Source organism: Antrihabitans stalactiti (genome assembly GCF_012932915.1).
GTDB classification, from domain to species: domain Bacteria; phylum Actinomycetota; class Actinomycetes; order Mycobacteriales; family Mycobacteriaceae; genus Antrihabitans; species Antrihabitans stalactiti.
The window spans coordinates 180,517-196,454 of the sequence record NZ_VCQU01000006.1 but is presented as its reverse complement, the minus strand read 5'-3'; the positions used below and the strand labels follow the sequence as shown (position 1 = coordinate 196,454).

General features: G+C 64.1%; 15 protein-coding genes. 2 read left to right on the top strand and 13 right to left on the bottom strand.

Features of this window, described 5'->3' with window-relative positions; genetic code table 11:
* Positions 1-37: 37 nt before the first annotated feature.
* Together kstD and FGL95_RS18330 are read left to right on the top strand one after the other, a co-directional pair.
* Entirely contained in the window at positions 38-1,714 is a 1,677-nt protein-coding gene (gene kstD / locus FGL95_RS18335; protein ID WP_206072028.1) for a 3-oxosteroid 1-dehydrogenase, read from the top strand.
* Positions 1,704-2,549 (top strand): MaoC family dehydratase, encoded by an 846-nt coding sequence (locus FGL95_RS18330; RefSeq protein WP_169589454.1) that lies wholly within the window; start codon positions 1,704-1,706, stop codon positions 2,547-2,549. Before kstD ends, FGL95_RS18330 begins: the two co-directional genes overlap by 11 nt.
* A 376-nt stretch (positions 2,550-2,925) precedes the next feature.
* On the opposite strand, the gene FGL95_RS18325 is transcribed toward FGL95_RS18330, so the two are convergent.
* The 13 genes from FGL95_RS18325 to FGL95_RS18265 are packed head-to-tail and all read right to left on the bottom strand — an operon-like array spanning position 2,926 to position 15,870.
* A complete protein-coding gene (locus FGL95_RS18325; protein ID WP_169589452.1) occupies positions 2,926-4,173 on the bottom strand; it encodes a DUF58 domain-containing protein in 1,248 nt (415 codons plus the stop codon).
* Positions 4,170-5,129 (bottom strand): AAA family ATPase, encoded by a 960-nt coding sequence (locus FGL95_RS18320; protein WP_169589450.1) that lies wholly within the window; start codon positions 5,127-5,129, stop codon positions 4,170-4,172. Before FGL95_RS18320 ends, FGL95_RS18325 begins: the two co-directional genes overlap by 4 nt.
* Positions 5,126-5,605: a hypothetical protein gene (locus tag FGL95_RS18315; protein WP_338079917.1), complete on the bottom strand. Its 480-nt coding sequence runs from the start codon at positions 5,603-5,605 to the stop codon at positions 5,126-5,128. Before FGL95_RS18315 ends, FGL95_RS18320 begins: the two co-directional genes overlap by 4 nt.
* Entirely contained in the window at positions 5,602-6,543 is a 942-nt protein-coding gene (locus tag FGL95_RS18310) for a DUF4129 domain-containing protein (protein ID WP_169589448.1), read from the bottom strand. Before FGL95_RS18310 ends, FGL95_RS18315 begins: the two co-directional genes overlap by 4 nt.
* Before the next feature lie 59 nt (positions 6,544-6,602).
* Positions 6,603-7,097, bottom strand: coding sequence for a gluconokinase (locus tag FGL95_RS18305; RefSeq protein WP_169589446.1), 495 nt, complete (start codon positions 7,095-7,097; stop codon positions 6,603-6,605).
* A complete protein-coding gene (locus tag FGL95_RS18300; protein WP_169589444.1) occupies positions 7,094-8,452 on the bottom strand; it encodes a GntP family permease in 1,359 nt (452 codons plus the stop codon). The genes FGL95_RS18305 and FGL95_RS18300 overlap by 4 nt, the downstream gene beginning before the upstream one ends.
* Positions 8,453-8,469: 17 nt before the next feature.
* Positions 8,470-8,940 (bottom strand): nitroreductase/quinone reductase family protein, encoded by a 471-nt coding sequence (locus FGL95_RS18295; protein WP_169589442.1) that lies wholly within the window; start codon positions 8,938-8,940, stop codon positions 8,470-8,472.
* Between the two features lie 58 nt (positions 8,941-8,998).
* On the bottom strand, positions 8,999-10,168 hold the full coding sequence (locus tag FGL95_RS18290) for a thiolase C-terminal domain-containing protein (RefSeq protein ID WP_169589440.1): 1,170 nt from the start codon (positions 10,166-10,168) through the stop codon (positions 8,999-9,001).
* Entirely contained in the window at positions 10,165-10,557 is a 393-nt protein-coding gene (locus tag FGL95_RS18285) for a MaoC family dehydratase (RefSeq protein ID WP_169589819.1), read from the bottom strand. The genes FGL95_RS18290 and FGL95_RS18285 overlap by 4 nt, the downstream gene beginning before the upstream one ends.
* Complete coding sequence (locus FGL95_RS18280) at positions 10,554-11,483, bottom strand: FAS1-like dehydratase domain-containing protein (RefSeq protein ID WP_169589438.1); 930 nt, start codon at positions 11,481-11,483, stop codon at positions 10,554-10,556. Before FGL95_RS18280 ends, FGL95_RS18285 begins: the two co-directional genes overlap by 4 nt.
* Before the next feature lie 7 nt (positions 11,484-11,490).
* The gene (locus tag FGL95_RS18275) at positions 11,491-12,642 is read right to left on the bottom strand and encodes an acyl-CoA dehydrogenase family protein (protein ID WP_169589436.1); all 1,152 of its coding nucleotides are present in this window, start codon (positions 12,640-12,642) and stop codon (positions 11,491-11,493) included.
* Positions 12,627-13,673 (bottom strand): acyl-CoA dehydrogenase family protein, encoded by a 1,047-nt coding sequence (locus tag FGL95_RS18270; RefSeq protein ID WP_169589434.1) that lies wholly within the window; start codon positions 13,671-13,673, stop codon positions 12,627-12,629. Before FGL95_RS18270 ends, FGL95_RS18275 begins: the two co-directional genes overlap by 16 nt.
* A gap of 46 nt (positions 13,674-13,719) precedes the next feature.
* Positions 13,720-15,870: an acyl-CoA dehydrogenase family protein gene (locus FGL95_RS18265; RefSeq protein WP_169589433.1), complete on the bottom strand. Its 2,151-nt coding sequence runs from the start codon at positions 15,868-15,870 to the stop codon at positions 13,720-13,722.
* Positions 15,871-15,938 lie beyond the last annotated feature (68 nt).

Genomic DNA, 15,938 nt, shown 5'->3' with positions numbered 1-15,938 from the left:
TGGACCCGCTGCCCCATCATTCTATAACGTGTTCTACATGAGCAAGCATGAGTACGACATCGTCGTGGTCGGCAGTGGGGCCGGCGGGATGACCGCCGCGCTCACTGCCGCGCGCAAGGGCCTGAGCGTCGTCATCGTCGAGAAGGCGCCGCATTACGGCGGCTCGACCGCACGGTCGGGAGGTGGCGTCTGGATACCGACCAACGAGGCGCTGGTCGCCGACGGTGTGGACGACGACATCGAAGAGGCGCGCAAATACCTCCACAACATCATCGGCGACGTCGTGCCCGCCGACCGCATCGATACCTACATCGATCGCGGTCCGGAGATGATCTCCTTCGTGCTGCGCAACTCGCCGTTGCGGTTCGCGTGGGTGCCGGGCTACTCGGACTACTACCCCGAGGCACCGGGCGGCCGGGTCGGCGGCCGGACGATGGAGCCGAAGCCCTTCGACGGCAAGAAACTTGGCGCCGAGCTCAAAAACCTGGAGCCGGATTACGGCAAGGCACCGCTCAATGTCGTTGTCACACAAGCCGATTACAAGTGGCTCAACCTCCGGAAACGCCACCCACGCGGACCGCTGCGGGTCATGCGGGTCGGCGCTCGGCTGATCGGTGCCAAGCTCACCGGCAAGCACCTACTCGGGCGCGGACAGGCGTTCTCGGCCGCGTTGCGGAAGGGCTTGCTCGACGCGAATGTGCCGATCTGGCTCGAAACGCCACTCACCGACCTCGAGACCGACGGCGGTCGCGTTGTCGGCGTGCACGTCCTGCGAAACGGGTCTCCGGAACTGATTCGAGCACGGCGCGGCGTGATCATCGCAGCGGGCGGCTTCGACCACAACGAAGAAATGCGACGCAAATACCAGCGCGAACCGATCGGCACAGAATGGACGGTCGGCGCGAAGGCGAACACTGGCGACGGCATTCTCGCGGGCCTGAAGCTCGGTGCCGCAACCGATTTGATGGACGATGCATGGTGGGGACCCTCGATTCCACTGACCGGCGGACCGTGGTTCTGCCTGGCGGAGCGCAACCTGCCCGGCAGCATCATGGTCAACAGCAGGGGCAAGCGATTCCTCAACGAAGCCGCACCATACGTCGAAGCTGTGCATCGGATGTACGGCGGCGAGTACGGCATCGGCGAAGGACCGGGCGAGAACATCCCCACATGGATGATCCTCGACCAGCGCTATCGCGACCGCTACATGTTCGCCGGGTTGCAGCCGAAGCAGCGTTTCCCGAAGCGATGGATCGACGCAGGGGTGGTCACCCAGGCCGCATCGATCGCCGAACTTGCCGAGAAGGTCGGTTTGCCTGCCGATGAGCTGACCCGAACGGTCCAGCGGTTCAACGAATTCGCCCACAAAGGTCATGACGAGGATTTCGGCCGAGGCGTGAGCGGTTACGACCATTACTACGGCGATCCGCGCAACAAGCCGAACCCGAGCCTCGGGGCTTTGGAGAAGGCGCCGTACTACGCGATCAAGATGGTCCCAGGCGACCTCGGCACGAAAGGCGGCCTCCGGACCGACACCGCGGCAAGGGTACTGCGCGAGGACGGGACCGTGATCGATGGCCTCTACGCAGTCGGAAACTCGAGTGCGCCCGTCATGGGGCACACGTATGCGGGCCCCGGCGCGACGATCGGACCAGCCATGACCTTCGGCTACCTCGCTGTGCTCGATATGGCGGAGCGCAAGAATGCCAATTGATCCCGCAATCGCCATCGGCGCCGACCTTGGATCGAACGAATTCGCCTGGGAGACCTCCGATGTGCAGCTGTACCACCTCGCGTTGGGTGCAGGACTGGACGACCTGAGCTACCTCGACGACGTTGCGCCACAAGTACTGCCAACTTTCGCCACCGTCGCGGCGACCTTCCATGCGACCGAGGCACCCCGGGTGTCGTTCCCGGGCGTCGAGATCGATCTTGCACGGATCGTCCATGGCAGCCAGGAAATCGTTGTTCACCAGCCGATTCCGCCATCCGGCAAGGCAACGACGTCGACCCGAATCGCCGAGGTGTGGGACAAGGGCAAGGCCGCGGTGATCGTCCAGGAATCGACGACGGTCGACACCGACGGGAACCCGTTGTGGAGTGCTCGATCATCGATATTCGCTCGCGGCGAGGGTGGGTTCGGTGGCGAACGCGGTCCGTCGGAGTCGGTCGCACTCCCCGACCGAGAACCTGACTTCGACGTCACCACAAAGACTTTGCCGCAACAGGCGCTGCTCTACCGAATGTGTGGCGACCGCAATCCACTGCACTCCGACCCCGCATTCGCGAAGGCCGCAGGCTTTCCTGCACCGATCCTGCACGGACTGTGCACCTACGGGATCGTGTGCAAGACGGTCGTGGGTGCTGCGCTCGACGCAGATGCCGCACGCGTCAAAGGTTTCCGGGCCAAATTCGCCGGCGTCGTCTATCCCGGTGAGTCGTTGCGCTGCCGAATCTGGCGTGACGGCAGCCAGTTGCTGGTCGCCGTGACCGTCCCAGAACGTGACGACGCACCTGCCCTCGCCGACGTCGTCGTGACGCTCGCATAGGGCCAGACCGCCACGGCGAACAACGCGACCACAACGACCGGCGCCACCACCGGCACCCACGGAAGCTCGACGGGCGCGAGCGAAACAAGCATCGCCACACCGGTGAACAACAGTGCACCCGTGAGCGATACCAGCCCGGCTCGCCCAAACGACAACAGCAGGAACAGGACTGCCGACAGGCCGGCGATCGCAGCGAGCAACAAGGGCGGATTACTCAGCGCCAGAGCGACGATCGCGACAACGATCGCGCCCGTCGCTGCAGTTCGGCTGAAGGCACTCGCGAGGACCAAGACGGCGGAAATACCCGAGACAATCCACGCGATCATCGGCGCATCGGGCACCGTCGCGGCGACCATCATGAGCCCGACCAAGACGTTCATGCGCGCTTCCGAACTTGCCTGCGCCGCTCGGGAACCAGGCGCATCGCCTGGTCGAGGGTGATTCCCGATGGCCAGGCGACCACGTCGACTCCGACGGTCGTCATGTCGCGATACATCGCGGACCGCTCGATCCGCCACATCCGCGCGATCATCGGCGCGATCTCGCCTTCGAACGGTGCACCCTCCAGCACATCGATCGCCACGACCGTATGACCACGCTTACGGAGGTCGATCAGGGCAAGCGCGAATTGGGTATCGAGCATCGTCGAAAACGCGATCACGATGGCTCCGTTAGGGATTGCCGCCCGCGGCACCAAGGTTCCGGTACTCGGTATCGAGTCACTGCCGACGTCGAGGACCGTGTCTAGCACGCGGTAGAACTGTCGCCTGCCGATGTCGGCGCCGAGCCACCGCGGATGCATTCCGAGCCCGGCAATTCCTGCTCGATCGCCTCGCCGCAATGCGCTCTGCACGACCTGCGTCGCGCCACGCACGGACCGCTCGGTCGCCTCGGTCGCCGGCCCCGGCGCCTGCGGATAGGTGTCGATCAGGACGACGACATCAGCCGCGCGGTCGGTGAGTCGTTCGGTGACATGCAGCCTGCCGCGCCGGGCGCTGACCGCCCAGTTGACGGTTCGCAGTTGATCGCCAGGAACGTAGGCGCGAATGTCGGCGTATTCGACTCCAGGACCGTGGTGCCGCGTCAGATGCGTACCGAGCCGGTCCGGGAGTTCGGTGCGCGGGATGCCGGCGTTCTGCGGAGCCGACAACGGATAGACGTGCACCTCGGCCGCGTCGAGAACCGCTGTGCCGCTGAATAGCCCGCTGCTCGACACCACATGCACGTGCACCGGAATCGGGTACCTGCCCCAGCGTTTCGCCGAGCAGCGCAGCTCGACCTGGTCCACGTCCGCTGTGACATCGCATTGCAGCCCAGCGATCGGCGGCACGTGAAGTTTGGTCACGGTCGCGGCGCTGTCGACCGAAACGGACACGGTCACTTCGACGTCTTCGGTCTCGAAACAGCGCGACAACGGTTGGCTGGCTTCGCCTTTGACCGTTCCGGCGGGCAACTGCCACGCGATCGACACGAGCACGCCGAGGAACGGCGCGGCAAAGACGACCAGCTGCCAACTTCCGGCGATTACTGCTGCTGCCAGGGCGGCCGCGCCGCAGGTCGCGATCGCTGCTGCCATCGGCGAAGGGCCCCAACGGAGTTCGACTCCGTCATCGACTGGGTTCATGCCGAGGCCCGGGGTGCGGGCAGCCGGCGCAGCAGCTCCTCGACCACGTCTTCGCCGTGAATGCGCCGGACCCACATTTCCGGACGAAGGCTGATACGGTGCGCAATCGCTGGTACCGCAAGCGCTTTCACGTCTTCGGGGATGACGTAATCGCGTCCCAGCAACAAGGCACGAGCGCGGGAGAGCTGCACGAGGTCGAGTTCGGCGCGGGGGCTCGCACCCACCTCGACCTGCGGATGGTTGCGGGTCGCGGAGGCGATCGCGACGACGTAGTGCAGAACGTCTGGGTGCACTGTCACGCTTTCGACCGATTCCCGCATGGCCGTGAGATCGGACGCGTCGACGATTCGGTTGACGACATGTGGTGCCGATCCGCGATCGAGCCGCCTGCGCAGCATGTCCTTCTCGTCGGACTCGGACAGGTAACCGATGCGAAGGCGGATGGCGAAACGGTCCAGCTGAGCCTCGGGCAGCGGGTAGGTGCCTTCGTACTCGATCGGGTTGTCGGTGGCGAGGACTACGAACGGCGAGGGCAGTTTGCGGGTTTCACCGTCGATGCTGACCTGGCCCTCCCCCATCGCTTCGAGCAGCGCTGCCTGAGTTTTGGGTGGCGTGCGGTTGATCTCGTCGGCCATCAACAGATTGGTGAATACGGGACCGGCTCGGAAGTCGAACCGCCCGGACTGCATGTCGTAGATGGTCGAGCCGAGCAGGTCGGCGGGTAGAAGGTCCGGGGTGAACTGGACGCGCGCGAAGTCCAGTCCGAGTGCGGCGGCGAACGAGCGGGCGATCAACGTCTTGCCAAGCCCGGGCAGGTCCTCGATGAGCACGTGTCCACCGGAGAGGACCGTGATGAGAATCAGTGTCAGCGCACTGCGCTTGCCGACGATCACTCGTTCCAGCTCGTTCAGCACAGCCTCGGCACGCTCGGTCGTGACCTGCGCAGTCGTCGTCATATGCTCTCCAATCGCTCGAGTATCTCGTCGAGAGCTGCTCGACCAGGGGCTGGCTCATCGCGGCGGGCATGCGACGCCGCACTTGGGTCTACCCACTCCCACAATTCGGAACCGAAGAGCATTCGCCCAGCCGCGTCGTGCGCGGCTGGATTCTTTGCCGGCCGGTGCCCGGTCGACATCGAAAACTCGCGGGCAAGTATCGGGCGCAAGTGGCGATCCCACGCGCCGCGGTTGCCGTCGGCCCACGCGACCATGATCTCGGTCCGGGCGCGCCAGCGTTCCAGGGATTCGGCCGCTTGCGAGTCGGTGGCGCTGACTGGCTCGTCGGAAGACCCGATGAACCACCAACGCAAAGACAGGAGTGCGAAGGCAACCGCGACTCCGGTCACGACGAGCACGATGGATCGCCCGCCGACGCCGAGCACCATCGCTTCGACGACAAGGACGAGCGCGATCCCGCCGAGCAGGATCTTCACGACGCACCGCGCAGGTCCGCGGATACCAACTGCAGCATGTCGATTGCGATTGTGCGTTGTTCCTCGGTCATCCGATGTGGACTGAACCGCGCTTCGGTGAACAAAGCGACCAGTGTCGCAGCGGCGTCAGAATGCAGCACACCATGGTCGACCGCACGCGCAAGCACCTCGGTCGGGGTGTCGGACTCGTGAGGCGCAGCATCGGGCGCCTCGGCGAGCGCACGTTCCATTGCTGCGTAACAGGCGATGATCGCTGCTCTAGGTTCGCGGTCTGGGTCGGCAATCTCGGCCAATCCCAACGCCGCCGCGCGCGCGAGCGTGTCCGACACCGACTCTGTCGACTCGTCGAACGGTGCGATCCGGAACTGTTCGTTGTCCGAAACTGCCGATCGTCGAACCACGATGATTCCGCCCACGATCATCAAGCCGACCAAAAGGAGAGCCTGGGCGCCGAGCAGCGGGATGAGAAGCGGATTCTCTTCCGGCGCGGGTGCTTCCTCGGGCGGAGGTGTTTTGTCTTGGGTCTCGGCGTCGCTTTGCTGCTCGTTCGCCTGTGTCGGCGGTGCTGTGTCTTCGTGGGATCGGCCGAGGCTCATCGTCGATAACGCAGTCGCGATGGCGAAGACGAGTACTGCGGCAGCAGCCAGGTACAGCAGCCGCTTACGCAGACCGCGGGGACCGTCAGCGCCGCTGTCTCGAACGATGAGAACGGCAGCGCTCTTGCGTCGGCGCAGCAATTGGAGCAAACCGATGAACGTCACGACGATCGCGATACTCATGATCGACACGATCGCGATGATTGTTGCCGGACTCGACGTCGACCGCTGCTTCGGAATGGGGTCGGCGCCCGGGACGTAGCCCCGCAGCGCAATCGCCGCGACGATTACAAGCGCCAGCACCGCCGCGGCTCGGCGGAAACCATTCTCCGCAACACGCATCGGGTAACCCCAAACCCCCGGCACTCGTGACCGGGCATTTCTCCCATCCTACTAAGTGTTCAGGTAGGAGGAAGGGCTGCGATGACCTCCGATGCGATCTGCTCAGGCGTTTGGGCGATGTCGACGACGATCGCATGTTCGTCCTGGCCGGGAGGCTCGAGCGTGTCGAGCTGAGATGTCAGCAACGACGGCGGCATGTAATGGCCTTGCCGATGCTCGAGGCGCTCGCTGATCTGCTCGCGCGACCCCGACAGCTGCACGAACACCACACCGTCGCAACGAAGGACGTCGCGATAACTGTGCTTGAGCGCCGAGCACGTGACTATGCCCGACTTACCCGAATCAATCTGTCCCGCTATCCATTTCGCGATGAGTTCGAGCCAGGGCCAACGGTCTTCGTCGGTCAGCGGATGGCCCGACGCCATCTTCTCGACGTTCGCCTTGGGGTGCAGCTCGTCGCCTTCTTGCAGATCCCAACCGAGCCGTTTCGCGAGAATCCCTGCGACGGTGGATTTGCCGGAACCAGCGACGCCCATCACCACGAGAATCGTCATACGACCACGCTCAAAGCGAGTACGCCCGCCAATCCACAGACGGAGATTATGCATTCCATGGCGGTCCAGGTCTTCAGGTTCTGGACGACCGTGACACCGAGATATTCCTTGACCAGCCAGAACCCGGCGTCGTTGACGTGGCTGAGGAACAGCGAACCCGAACCGATCGCGAGCACCATCAACGAGACGTGCGTCGTCGAGAGGTCGACGGCAACAGGCGCGAGGATGCCGGATGCGGTCACGGTTGCGACAGTGGCCGACCCTGTGGCGACCCGAATGAGAACCGCAACGATCCAGGCGAGGAGCAGCACAGGGAGCGAGCTGTCCTTGATCGCATCGGCGATGACGTTGGCTATCCCGGTGTCGATGAGTACCTGTTTGAAGCCGCCGCCTGCGCCGACGATCAGCAGAATTCCGGCGATGGGTGGCAGCGAACTCTCGAGGGTCTTCGACAACGCAGCGCGGTCCATGCCGCCGCCGCGACCGAGCAGGACCAGTCCAACCAGGACCGCCAGACCAAGCGCGATGACCGGTGTACCGAAGAAGTCGAGACCCGTCTTGAGCCACCACTTCGAGTCTTCGGCAACGACATCCCCGAGTGCCTTGCCGAGCATCAACACCACAGGCAACGCGATCGCGACCATCGTGACCGCGAACGAAGGACGCTGCTGCACGATGACCTTGCCGTCGGCGTCCGTCTCGTCTTCGGCGGTCTGAAAAAGATCCGGAACGGGGACGTCAACCCACTTGGCGGCGAGCTTGCCGAACAACGGTCCCGCGATGACGACAGTCGGGATCGCTATCAGCACGCCGAGCCCCAGCGTCAGACCGAGATTCGCTTTCAACGCGTCGATCGCAATCAACGGGCCAGGGTGTGGCGGAACGAGCCCGTGCATCGCCGACAGCCCGGCAAGCGTCGGGATCGCTATCTTCATCAGGGGCAAGCCGGATCGGCGTGCGACCAGAATGATGACCGGAATCAGCAGCACCACACCGATTTCGAAGAACATCGGTAGGCCGATCACTGCGCCGACCAGACCCATCGTCCACGGCAACGCCGCGTCACTGGATCGGTTGACGAGGGTGTCGACGACGCGGTCCGCGCCACCTGAATCGGCAAGCAACTTGCCGAACATGGCGCCGAAGCCGATCAGAAGGCCGACGCTTCCCATGGTGGATCCGAAGCCTGTGGTGAATGACTTCACCGAATTGGCGGGGCCGAGGCCGGCGCCAATTCCTACTCCGATTGCACCGATGGCAAGCGCCAGAAAGGGATGGAGTTTCAACCAGGTGATGAGCGCGATAATGACGCCAACACCAACAATTGCTGCAGTGATGAGCTGCGCGTTGCTCATTCGGCAGACACTACGCCCTAGTGCTGCACAGGCACACGCTCTAGCACCACAACGGGGAGAACACGTTCGGTGAGCTTCTGATAGGTCGCAAAATGTGGGTAGGTCTGATTGAGGAGCTTCCAACACTCGTCTCGCTCCGCGCCCTCGGCATTACGCGCGGTGACCTCCCACTGTGCGCCGTCGACATTCACAGCTGCCTTGCCCGCATCTCGGAGATTCAGGTACCACGGCGGAGGCTTTGCGCTTCCGCCGTTCGAGCCGCACACGACGATGTCGTCGCCGCGTCGTGTGAGCATCAATGGGACGCTGCGCAGTTCGCCACTCTTTCGACCTCGAACAGTGAGCAAGAAGGTGGGCGCACCGAAAAAGCGGTCGAGCAGTTTGCCTTTGCCCTGCGCCTTCCGACGTTGGTGGAATCGCGAAAACGCGCGTGCGCGGCCAGCGAGATGGGTCGAGGCCAAGTGATTCACACGACCGATAATCGTCATGCACACATCTCCCTCGTGAGTCTTTTTGGAGTCTATAGACTCCAAAAAGACTCACGACCTAGTGGGTGAGGACCAAGCCTGACGTCGGGACGCCCGTTCCAGCAGTGACGAGGACATTCTCGACCGACTTGACTTGGTTGACCGAGGTGCCTCGAATTTGCCTGACACCCTCGGCAATTCCGTTCATCCCGTGGATATAGGCCTCGCCGAGCTGGCCGCCGTGCGTATTGATCGGCAGCCGACCACCGATCTCGATCGCCCCGTCGGAAATGAAATCCTTCGCCTCGCCGCGACCGCAGAACCCGAGCTCTTCGAGCTGCATCAACACGAACGGGGTGAAGTGGTCGTAGAGCACTGCTGTCTGCATGTCTTGTGGCCCAAGGCCCGACTGCTCCCACAGCTGCTTTCCGACCAGACCCATTTCCGGCAGTCCCGTCATGGCGTCGCGGTAGTAGCTGGTCATGATGAATTGGTCCGACCCAGCACCTTGTGCCGCAGCGGCGATGACCACAGGCTTGTTCGGCAGGTCTTTCGCTCGTTCGGCCGAGGTGACGACGATCGCGATGCCGCCGTCGGATTCCTGGCAACAGTCCAACAGGTGCAGTGGCTCCGCGATCCAGCGCGACTGCTGATGGTCCTCGAGCGTGATCGGTTTGCCGTAGAAGAACGCGGCCGGGTTGACGGCAGCGTGTTTGCGATCCGCGACGGCGACGCGGCCGAAATCGGCACTCGTAGCGCCATATACGTGCATGTAGCGGCGGGCAACCATCGCTACCTGCGAGGCGGGCGTTCCCAGTCCGTGCGGGTAGGACCAGCTAGCGTCGACGCCGGACGACGTCGGAGCACCGGCCAACGCGGTCGAAACCTGACCGAATCGGGTCGCAGACCGCTCGTTGAATGCGCGGTATGCGACGACGACGTCGGCGACCCCGGTCGCCACCGCCATGGCGGCTTGCTGCACGGTCGCGCAGGCAGCGCCACCACCGAAGTTGATGCGGCTGAAGAACTTCAGGCTCGGAATCCCGACGGACCGAGCGACCGCCGATTCCGAATTCGAGTCCATCGTGAACGACGTCAGTCCGTCGACGTCCTCCGGTGTCAGCCCTGCGTCGGCGATTGCTGCAGAGACTGCCTCTGCCGCCAAACGCAATTCACTCCGTCCGGAGTCCTTCGAGTACTCTGTGGCGCCGATTCCGACGATTGCAGCCTTGCGCGACAACCCGGTCACTGTGGCACCCCCACAACAACTTTGGCGGTGATGTGGTCGCCCAGGCTGTCGGCGCCAAGCACGTCGACGGTCACTCTCTCGCCGTCGACGGCAATCACCTCGCCGCTGAACGTCACGGTGTCATAGGCGTACCACGGGACGCCCAAACGCAACTTGATCGAGTGAACGACCGCCCGCGGACCTGCCCAGTCGGTGATGAACCGCTGCACCAGTCCGGTGTCGGTGAGGATGTTGACGAAGATGTCCTTGGACCCTCGCGCGTGCGCCTTGTCGCGATCGTGGTGCACATCCTGAAAGTCCCTGGTGGCCAGGGCAGTACTGACAACGAAGGTCGGGTCGGCGGTGACCGCGAATGCGGGCAGTTTATCTCCGACTGCTGGGGTGATCATGACTTGGGCCGCCACGCTGGGATGGTCAGGTCGTCGTCGATGCGCACGAACTCCACCTCGACCTCGAGCCCTATTTCGACCATGGCCGGCTCGATTCCGCGTAACTCACCGAGCATTCGCACTCCTTCTTCCAATTCGATCAGTGCGACGACGAATGGCAGTGCGCGCCCCGGAACCTTGGGTGCGTGGTGAACGACGAAGCTGAACACCGAGCCCTTCCCGCTGGCAACGACATAATCCGTCTGCTCGGTTTTGTCTTTCCAGATCGCAGGAATCGGCGGGTGCCGGAAGGTGCCATCGGCGACCTGCTGGATCCGCAGTTCACCGACTTTCGTTCCGTCCCAGAAGAATGCGGAGTCCTGGGAAATCATCGGTCGGATAGCGGTCGCGGGATCGATGCCGACCGGCTTTTCCGCCGGGGCAGGCGGCGCGAACTTCAGGACCCGGAACAACATTTCCGCGACCGGTTCGTCGTCGACGGTCCAGACGTTCTTCACGGTGACGAACCAACCCTCGCCGAGGCCCGTCTTCTTCGGCCCGACAACCTCTTCCAGCGTGGCCGAAAGCGAAACCTCTTCCCCGAGTTTCAGATAGCGGTGATAGGTCTGCTCACAATTCGTCGCGACGATAGACGTGAACCCGGCATCATCGAGGATCTCGATGATCTTGCCGAGCGGGTCGTCGCTCGTGCGGGAGTAGTGCAGCCCACCCATCGTCCACACTTGCGCCATCGCGGGCGGTGCGACGATCCCGTCGTGACCGGCCGCACGCGCTGCGTCCGCGTCGACGTAGATCGGATTCGTATCGCCGATCGCCTCGACCCAGTTGTTGATCATCGGCTGGTTCACCGGGTCGCGCCCGGCCCGCGGTTTGCTGGCGCCCGCAGCCCTGATCAGTTGGGCCGCTTCGGTTATCGTCTCGGACACCCGTCTCCTAACGTGGCACGCGCGGTAGTTTCAACCCGGCTGTCGCGATCAGCTCGCGCATCACCTCGTTGACGCCGCCGCCGAAGGTGATCACCAAATTCCGTTTGACCTGCTTGTCGAGCCAGTCCTGCAGCTGCGCCGTTTCGGGATCCGACGGATCGCCGTGTCGACCGACCAGCTCCTCCGCCAAGCGCCCGACGCGTTGAATGCGCTCGGTAGCAAAGACTTTGGTCGCCGACGCGTCTGCGATGTCGACCGCTCCCTCGACACTCGCGACTTGCCAGTTGAGCAGTTCGTTGAGCCGATAAGTCGCATGGATCTCGCCGAGAATGCGCTGAACATCGCTGCGATCGAGCAGATTACGAGCCGACGCCCAAGACCTCAGCTTGTCGTACAAACCACCGATCCGCCCCGCAGGACCGAGCATCACCCGCTCGTGGTTGAGCTGGGTCGTGATCAGTTTCCAGCCCGCATTCTCCTGCCCGACAAGCATTTCGGCGGAAACATGCACATCGGAGTAATAGGTCGCGTTGACGTGATGGGCGCCGTCGCAAGTGATGATCGGCGTCCACGAATAGCCTGGATCCTTGGTATCGACGATCAGAATCGAGATCCCACGATGCCTGGAATCGGGCGGGCCCGTGCGGACCGCAAGCCAGATGTAATCGGCATCGTGACCGCCGGTGGTGAAGATCTTTTGACCGTTGACGACGAAGTCGCCGTTGGCATCTCGGACCGCTGAGCATCGCAGGGCTGCAAGGTCCGTGCCGGCCTCCGGCTCGGAGTAGCCGATCGCGAAGTGGACTTCGCCGGCCAGGATCGCGGGCAGGAACTTCTGCTTCTGCTCTTCGGATCCGTAAGTCTGCAACGTCGGTCCGACGGTTTGCAGGGTTACCGCAGGCAGCGGCACATCCGCGCGGACCGCTTCGTTGGCGAAGATCTGCTGCTCGACGTCTCCGAACCCGCGGCCGCCGTACTGCTTCGGCCAGCCGACCCCGAGCCAGCCGTCCTTACCCATCCGTCGAATGACTTCGCGATAGGTCGGACCGTGCCGCTCGGTCATCATGATTTCGGCTTCGTCCGCGGAAATCAGACTGGAGAAGTATTCGCGCAGTTCGGCTTGCAGCGCACGCTGCTCGTCGGTCAGTTCGATGTACACCGCGCCCCCAAAAGGTCGAGTCGCAAAGAGGATCCGCCGACGAGCCGCGCTAGGTCCTTTGCCTGGGACGAGTAGCGGTGCATGGGATAGGTGACGTCGACACCCAATCCGCCGTGGAGGTGGTGGCACACCTGCATCGCTGCCGGCACCTCCGTCGCGAGCCAGTAGGCGACCACGTCGAGATCGTCGTCGGCAGGCAGTCCCTCGCCGAGCCGCCATGCTGCCGAGAGCGCCGCAACGTGCAGTGTTCTGGACGTGACGTAAACGTCGGCGATCTCCTGCGCAACAGCCTGGAACGTGGCGAGCGGCTTGCCGAACTGCTGCCGGGTGCCGATGTGCGCAGCGGTGAGGGCCATTGCGCCGCTCAACAGTCCATCTGCCTGAGCAGCCATGCACGCCAGCGCGTGTCGGTGCAGTACGCGCAACTCCGCTTGCAACAGTTGCGATTTCGGCACGCTGACACCGTCGAACCGGACGGCGAACTCCGGCGCACCCGACGACGTCGGCGTCCGCGTCAACGTCACGCCTGGCGCTTCGGGCGCGACGAGCACGACACCCGCATCGGTCGGGACGAGAATTCGAAATGCCTGGTCGGCGTAGGGCACGCCGACTTTGGAACCGGAGATGACGAGCGAATCACCTTCCGCCGCAGCTGTTGTGGCCGGTGACGTCGTGAAGGGCGCACCAGGCTCGTTGAGCGCGGCAGTCAGGACCGCACCTTCCTCGACCTGCCCGAGCATCGCATCGAGCACCTCGTCGTCTGCCATCGCCAACAGTGGGAGCACGCCGAAGCCCAGGGTTGCGAGCGCAGGCGCATCCGCGGCACGCCGGCCGATCTCAGTGAGCAACGTCGTGACCGCACCGATCCCGAGACCGTCACCACCGAAGCGCTCCGGCAGCGCGAGCGACACCAGCCCGGCCGAGTGCAGGGTGGACCACAACGCGTCGGCGGACTGGCTTGCTGCACGGTCGAGCAAGCCGACGGCCGCTTCCGCGACCGCGTCTTGTGTCTGATCTCTGTTGAAATCCAACCCGCGCTCCTGCAACTCGAAGTAGAACGTGTTTCAGTTGTATCACTTAATCCCGAGGAAGCCCAAGGATTCGCTCGGCGGCGACGGTCAGCAGAATCTGCGTCGACCCACCCGCGATGGACAGGCAGCGAGTGAGAAGGAACGCGCGCGACGGCTCATTATCGAGCGCACCATCCTGCCCCGCGATATCCAGCGCGAACTCCGCGACGTCCTGGCGGTAGCGCACGCCGACGAGCTTGCGCACGCTCGACTCGGGGCCTGGGTCCTGACCCTCCAACTGCCGAATCGTCGTTCGCAGTTCCAGCAACGTTCCGACCGTCGAATCGCAGATCAGTGCTCCCAAGCGGTCCGCAATCAGGGGGTCGTCCGGCTGGGTCGCGTCGAGCAAAGTCTCCAGCGCGGCGTCGAGCGAGGACCCCTTGCCGATTGCAACCCGCTCGTTGGCGAGCGTGGTGTGCGCGAGCCGCCAGCCACCGTCGACTTTGCCGACCACGCAGTCGTCCGGGACGAAGACGTCGTCGAAGAACACCTCGTTGAAGCGCTCTTCGCCGGTGATCTCGCGCAACGGCGAGATCCGAATTCCCTTGCTGCGCATATCTATCAGAAAATAGGCTATGCCCCGATGCTTCGGCGCGTCCTTGTTCGTCCGCGCGAGGCAGATGCCCCAGTCGGCCTTCTGCGCCGCCGACGTCCACACCTTCTGACCTTGCAACGACCAGCCGCCCTCGACCTTCGTCGCGGCGGTGCGAAGCGCTGCCAGGTCCGACCCGGCGCCCGGCTCGCTGAACAGCTGGCACCACGCCAGCTCACCGCGAAGAGTTGCCATGACGTGCCGTTCGATCTGTTCGGGCGTGCCGTGTTCGAGGATCGTGGGGACGGCCCACCACCCGATGACCAGGTCCGGCACCTCGACGCCGGCGCTGTCGAGTTCTTCGGCAATCAACAATTGCGTCGCCGCATTCGCGGCCCGGCCGTACGGCGCGGGCCAATGGGGTGCGAGCAAACCGCTCTCGGCCAATGCCACACGTCGACTCTCCGGCGCCAAGGCCGCAATATCGGCTACCTCGGCGCGCAGCCCTGCGCGTTCGTCGTCGAGACCGCTCAGATCGAGTGCAGTGCCGCGCCGTGCTCCTGCCCTCGACAGTTCCGTCACGCGGCTGCGCCAGCGGGCAGACCCACCGAGCAGGTGCCGCAGCGCCGTCGCTCGCCGCAGGTAGAAGTGCGCATCGTGTTCCCAGGTGAAGCCGATGCCGCCGAGTACCTGGATGCAGTCCTTGGCCGTATCGACAGCCGCATCGAGCGCGACTGCGCCCGCAACGGCGGCAGCGATCGGGAGGTCGACGCCGTCTTCTGCAGCGACGGCGGCATCCCAGGCGACCGCTCTAGTTCGCTCGACGCGGCACAGCATTTCGGCGCAGATGTGTTTGATCGCCTGGAACGAGCCGATCTTCTTGCCGAACTGCTCGCGAATTTTGGCGTACTCGACCGCGGTATCCAGACACCACCCGGCAATACCCGCAGCTTCCGCGGCCGCGAGCGTCACCGCAAGGTCCAGCACAAGGCCGGGACGAACGTCGCTGACCAGCCGGTCGGCGCTCACGTGGACGTGAGCGCACGTCACCCGCCCAAGCGGGGTGCTGTGGTCGAGGGCGGGCACCGATTCGACGCTCAATCCGTCCGCGTCGCCGTCTATGAGGCACCACACCGGGCTGCCGTCGACCGACGCCGGCACGAGCACGGCGACGCCACCGCCTGCGCCGATCGCGTAACCGGCAGCGCCGTCGACGATCAGCCCGCCGTCGTCGTCACGCGTACCGGTGAGAATCGGTCCGTCGATCGCGACGGCGACTGGAAGGCTGCCGTCGGCGATCTCCGGACCCCATCGCTTGGCCGCCAGCGTCGACCCGGGCCTGGCGATGACCAGTCCGGCGAGAGCGGTCGAGAGCATCGGTCCACCGACGAGCCCGCCTGCGGCCTGCTCGAGCATCGCTGCGAGGTCTGCGACGGTCCCGCCGACACCGCCCACATCCTCGGGCAACGCGACCGAGAACATACCGAGTTCAGCGACGCCCTCCCAGTTCGCGCGCCAGAAATCGGGGGCACCCGAACGGACCGCTGCAATGGGCTCAGCCCTGCGCGCCCATGCTCGAATGGCGTGTTGCGCCGCCTTCTGTTCATCGGTCGTGGCGATAGTCACAGCCGGTTCCGCCCTTCTCAGAATGACACAAACGCGTAGAACGTGTTCTAATGTGTTTACCAGTCTAG

Excerpts from the sequence above, each read along its gene's own strand:
- kstD (WP_206072028.1), top strand. The coding sequence starts at position 38 with ATGAGCAAGCATGAGTACGACATCGTCGTGGTCGGCAGTGGGGCCGGC.
- FGL95_RS18330 (WP_169589454.1), top strand. The coding sequence starts at position 1,704 with ATGCCAATTGATCCCGCAATCGCCATCGGCGCCGACCTTGGATCGAAC.
- FGL95_RS18325 (WP_169589452.1), bottom strand. The coding sequence starts at position 4,173 with ATGAACCCAGTCGATGACGGAGTCGAACTCCGTTGGGGCCCTTCGCCG.
- FGL95_RS18320 (WP_169589450.1), bottom strand. The coding sequence starts at position 5,129 with ATGACGACGACTGCGCAGGTCACGACCGAGCGTGCCGAGGCTGTGCTG.
- FGL95_RS18310 (WP_169589448.1), bottom strand. The coding sequence starts at position 6,543 with ATGCGTGTTGCGGAGAATGGTTTCCGCCGAGCCGCGGCGGTGCTGGCG.
- FGL95_RS18305 (WP_169589446.1), bottom strand. The coding sequence starts at position 7,097 with ATGACGATTCTCGTGGTGATGGGCGTCGCTGGTTCCGGCAAATCCACC.
- FGL95_RS18300 (WP_169589444.1), bottom strand. The coding sequence starts at position 8,452 with ATGAGCAACGCGCAGCTCATCACTGCAGCAATTGTTGGTGTTGGCGTC.
- FGL95_RS18295 (WP_169589442.1), bottom strand. The coding sequence starts at position 8,940 with ATGACGATTATCGGTCGTGTGAATCACTTGGCCTCGACCCATCTCGCT.
- FGL95_RS18285 (WP_169589819.1), bottom strand. The coding sequence starts at position 10,557 with ATGATCACCCCAGCAGTCGGAGATAAACTGCCCGCATTCGCGGTCACC.